The 3242-nt window shown below is 70.5% G+C and carries 3 protein-coding genes and 1 pseudogene; all 4 read right to left on the bottom strand.

The features are described 5' to 3' along the window. Window positions 1-446, bottom strand: a 446-nt coding sequence (locus tag G6023_RS04645; protein ID WP_206680976.1) for a hypothetical protein, incomplete at its 3' end; no start/stop codon positions are given. Window positions 447-607: 161 nt separating this feature from the next. Further along, window positions 608-2434: a phosphoenolpyruvate carboxykinase (GTP) gene (locus tag G6023_RS04640; RefSeq protein ID WP_067715963.1), complete on the bottom strand. Its 1827-nt coding sequence runs from the start codon at window positions 2432-2434 to the stop codon at window positions 608-610. Window positions 2435-2550: 116 nt separating this feature from the next. Further along, window positions 2551-2964, bottom strand: a complete 414-nt coding sequence (locus G6023_RS04635) for a DUF6802 family protein (RefSeq protein ID WP_069389409.1) — start codon at window positions 2962-2964, stop codon at window positions 2551-2553. Continuing rightward, a pseudogene (locus G6023_RS04630) lies at window positions 2961-3242 on the bottom strand (hypothetical protein); the annotation flags it as partial. The pseudogene G6023_RS04630 and the gene G6023_RS04635, both read right to left, overlap by 4 nt.

Below are 3242 nucleotides of genomic sequence, written 5' to 3'. Positions count from 1 at the left end.
TCGTCCGCCCCGGAGCCGGGACCGGGGCCCGTCGTGGGGTCGCGGGGCACGAGGTCGTCCCGGACCCGGTCCGGGCCCTGCCCGGCGCGCGGACCGACGGTGTCCGCGGGAGCAACCCGGCCGTCGACCTGCGGGGGAAGCGGTGCCAGCGGCACGGAGGGCACCGTCAACAGCGAGAGGAACGACGGGATCGGCTCCGGTACGGGCAGGGCCGACCTGCCGTCGATCACCGTGAGGAACGGCTTGATCCCCTCGATGGCGGTGCCCGCGTACTCCTCGTCGACGGCCGGGGACGCGTCCGTCGACTCGCCGGTGATTCCGGCGGTGGCGGTCGGCCCGGCAGGAACGGACGTCGGGGCGGGGAGCCCGAAACCGGCCACGGCGGCTGCTGCGACGCCGCTCGCCACGATGGGAAGCGCGATGAGGCCGATCACGCTGGCTCTCATGCCCCTCCTTCCGGGCGGGAACGCTGTTGCCCGCGCAGCCAGTAACTGTGACATCAACAAGGGCAGTAGTACAGGGCTTCGCCCAGATTGTAGAGGCGGACGGGCCACACCGGGGAATGGTGTGGCCCGTCCGCGTGGGTCTTTCCGTGCAGGTGCCGGTGTCAGCCGAGCCGCTCCTTGAGGGCGGCGAACTGCTCGTGGACCTCGGCCGGGACCTTGGGTCCGCAGAACTCGAGCCACTCGGTGATGAGCGGCAGCTCGCGGCGCCACTCCTCGGGGTCGACGGCCAGGGCGGCCTCGACGTCCTCGATCGGGGTGTCCAGGCCGGTCATGTCGATGTCCGCGGCGCGGGCGGTGATGCCGGCGGCGGTCTCGTCACCCTCCACGCGACCCTCGATGCGGTCCACGACCCACTTGAGCACGCGGCTGTTCTCGCCGAAGCCGGGCCACACGAAGCGGCCGTCGGCGCCCTTGCGGAACCAGTTGACGAGGAAGATCTTGGGCATCTTGTCGCCGCCCCGGGCGCCCATGTCGACCCAGTGCTGGAAGTACTCGCCGACGTTGTAGCCCACGAACGGCAGCATGGCCATGGGGTCGCGACGCACCGCGCCGACCTGCCCCTCCGCGGCAGCGGTCTGCCCGGAGGACAGGGTCGCGCCGATGTACACGCCGTGGTTCCACGAGTAGGCCTCGCTGACCAGCGGGACCGTGTCGGCGCGGCGACCGCCGAAGAGGATGGCCGAGATAGGCACGCCCTCGGGCGAGTTGAACTCCGGCGCGGTGACCGGGCACTGGTTGATCGGGACGCAGTAGCGCGAGTTGGGGTGCGCGGCGTTGCCGGCCTTGCCGTCGCCCTCCGGGGTCCAGTCGTTGCCCAGCCAGTCGATGAGGTGGTCCGGGGTGCCCTCGAGGTCCTCCCACCACACGTCACCGTCGTCGGTCAGCGCCACGTTGGTGTAGATGGCGTTGCCCGGCTCCAGCGTCTTCATGGCGTTGGGGTTGGACGAGTAGTTGGTGCCCGGGGCGACGCCGAAGAAGCCGTACTCCGGGTTGACGGCGTAGAGCCGGCCGTCGGCGCCGAAGCGCATCCACGCGATGTCGTCACCCACGACCTCCGCGCGCCAGCCCTCGATGGTGGGCTGCAGCATCGCGAGGTTGGTCTTGCCGCAGGCGGACGGGAAGGCCGCGGCGATGAAGTGGACCTCGTCGGCGGGGGAGATGAGCTTGAGGATGAGCATGTGCTCGGCCATCCAGCCCTCGTCGCGGGCCATGGCGGAGGCGATGCGCAGCGCGAAGCACTTCTTGCCCAGCAGGGCGTTTCCGCCGTAGCCGGACCCGAACGACCAGATCTCGCGGGTCTCGGGGAAGTGGGTGATGTACTTCTCCTCGTTGCACGGCCAGGGCACGTCCTGCTCGCCCTCGGCGAGCGGGGCACCCACGGAGTGCAGGCCCTTGACGTACTCGCCGTCCGTGCCGATCTTCGCCAGGGCCGCCGAGCCCATGCGGGTCATGATCTTCATCGAGACCACCACGTACGCCGAGTCGGTCAGCTCGATGCCGAGCTTGGGGTCCTCCGCCTCCAGCGGGCCCATGCAGTACGGCACGACGTACATCGTGCGGCCCCGCATGCTGCCGCGGAACAGTCCGGTCATGTGCTCGCGCATCTCGGCCGGGTCGCGCCAGTTGTTGGTGGGGCCGGCGCCCTCCTCGGTCTCCGAGCAGATGAAGGTCCGCGACTCGACGCGGGCGACGTCCTTCGGGTCCGACTGGGCCAGGAAGGAGTTCGGCTTCTTCTCCTCGTTGAGCTTGACGAAGGTCCCGGCCTCCACCATCTCGGTCGTGAGGCGATCCCACTCAGCGTCGGAGCCGTCGGCGAAGACGACCCGGTCCGGCTGGGTGAGCTCGGCGACCTCGGCGATCCACGCGAGCAACTCCGCGTGATCGGTTGGTGCCTGACCCTCGAGGCCGGGAATGGTGGTGGTGGTCATCACAGCTCCTCGCGCGTGGTGCATGGTGTTAGTCACAGAGTATCGTCAAGCGTTGTCGACTGCTCAGTCGCAGCCCCTTTGCACACCCGGACATGAGGGATTCCTCAGGTCGCCGGTCAGATGTGGCCGTGGTCGATGCGTTCCCACCGGGCGGGCGACGGGAAGTCGCCGGTCGTGTCCCCGCGAGCCTCGTTCGTGAATCCCCCGAAGGGCACGCCCTCCGCGGGGTTCGCCAGCCGCCACGAGTCGTAGCTGCCGTCGAACCGCACGGTCGAGACGTGGTCGACGGTGCCGTCGCCGTCGGCGTCGGTGTACACGGTCAGTCCCCGGTCGTCGCCGAGGGTGACCGCCTCCATGAAGCCGTCCCCGTCGAGGTCCGCCTCGGGGGAGCCGAGGTCGAGGACGTCCTCGCCCACGGGCACGTGCAGTCCCAGCGACGAGGGTTCGGCCAGCGGGGCGTCCTGGAGGCCGCACACGTCGGGCGCCGGGTGGTGATCGAAGGAGTCCGCACCGAACAGCGGATCGGTCATGAGGGACTCCCTGTCGTGGGGGCCGGCGGGGCGGTCTGTCCCGCGCGGGTGGCTCGGATGCGGCGTTCGAGGTCGGCGACCCGGGGGCCGGGATCGTGGGCGAAGCCGTCGGTGATGGTGGCCTCCGCGGCGAGGATCCTCGAGCCGAGTGACTGCTCGGCGTCGGCCCGCAGCGCCGCGAGCCTGTCGGCCACGGCCGCGACGGTGTGGGTGCGCAGCGCCTGCGTGCGGCGGACGGTGACGGTGATCCACCCCAGCACCAGCCCGCACAGGAGGGC

The sequence above is a fragment of the Dietzia sp. DQ11-71 genome (genome assembly GCF_014144995.1).
Lineage (GTDB): Bacteria > Actinomycetota > Actinomycetes > Mycobacteriales > Mycobacteriaceae > Dietzia > Dietzia kunjamensis.
This window is presented reverse-complemented; position numbering and strand designations above follow the sequence as displayed.

Excerpts from the sequence above, each read along its gene's own strand:
- G6023_RS04635 (WP_069389409.1), bottom strand. The coding sequence starts at position 2,964 with ATGACCGATCCGCTGTTCGGTGCGGACTCCTTCGATCACCACCCGGCG.
- G6023_RS04640 (WP_067715963.1), bottom strand. The coding sequence starts at position 2,434 with ATGACCACCACCACCATTCCCGGCCTCGAGGGTCAGGCACCAACCGAT.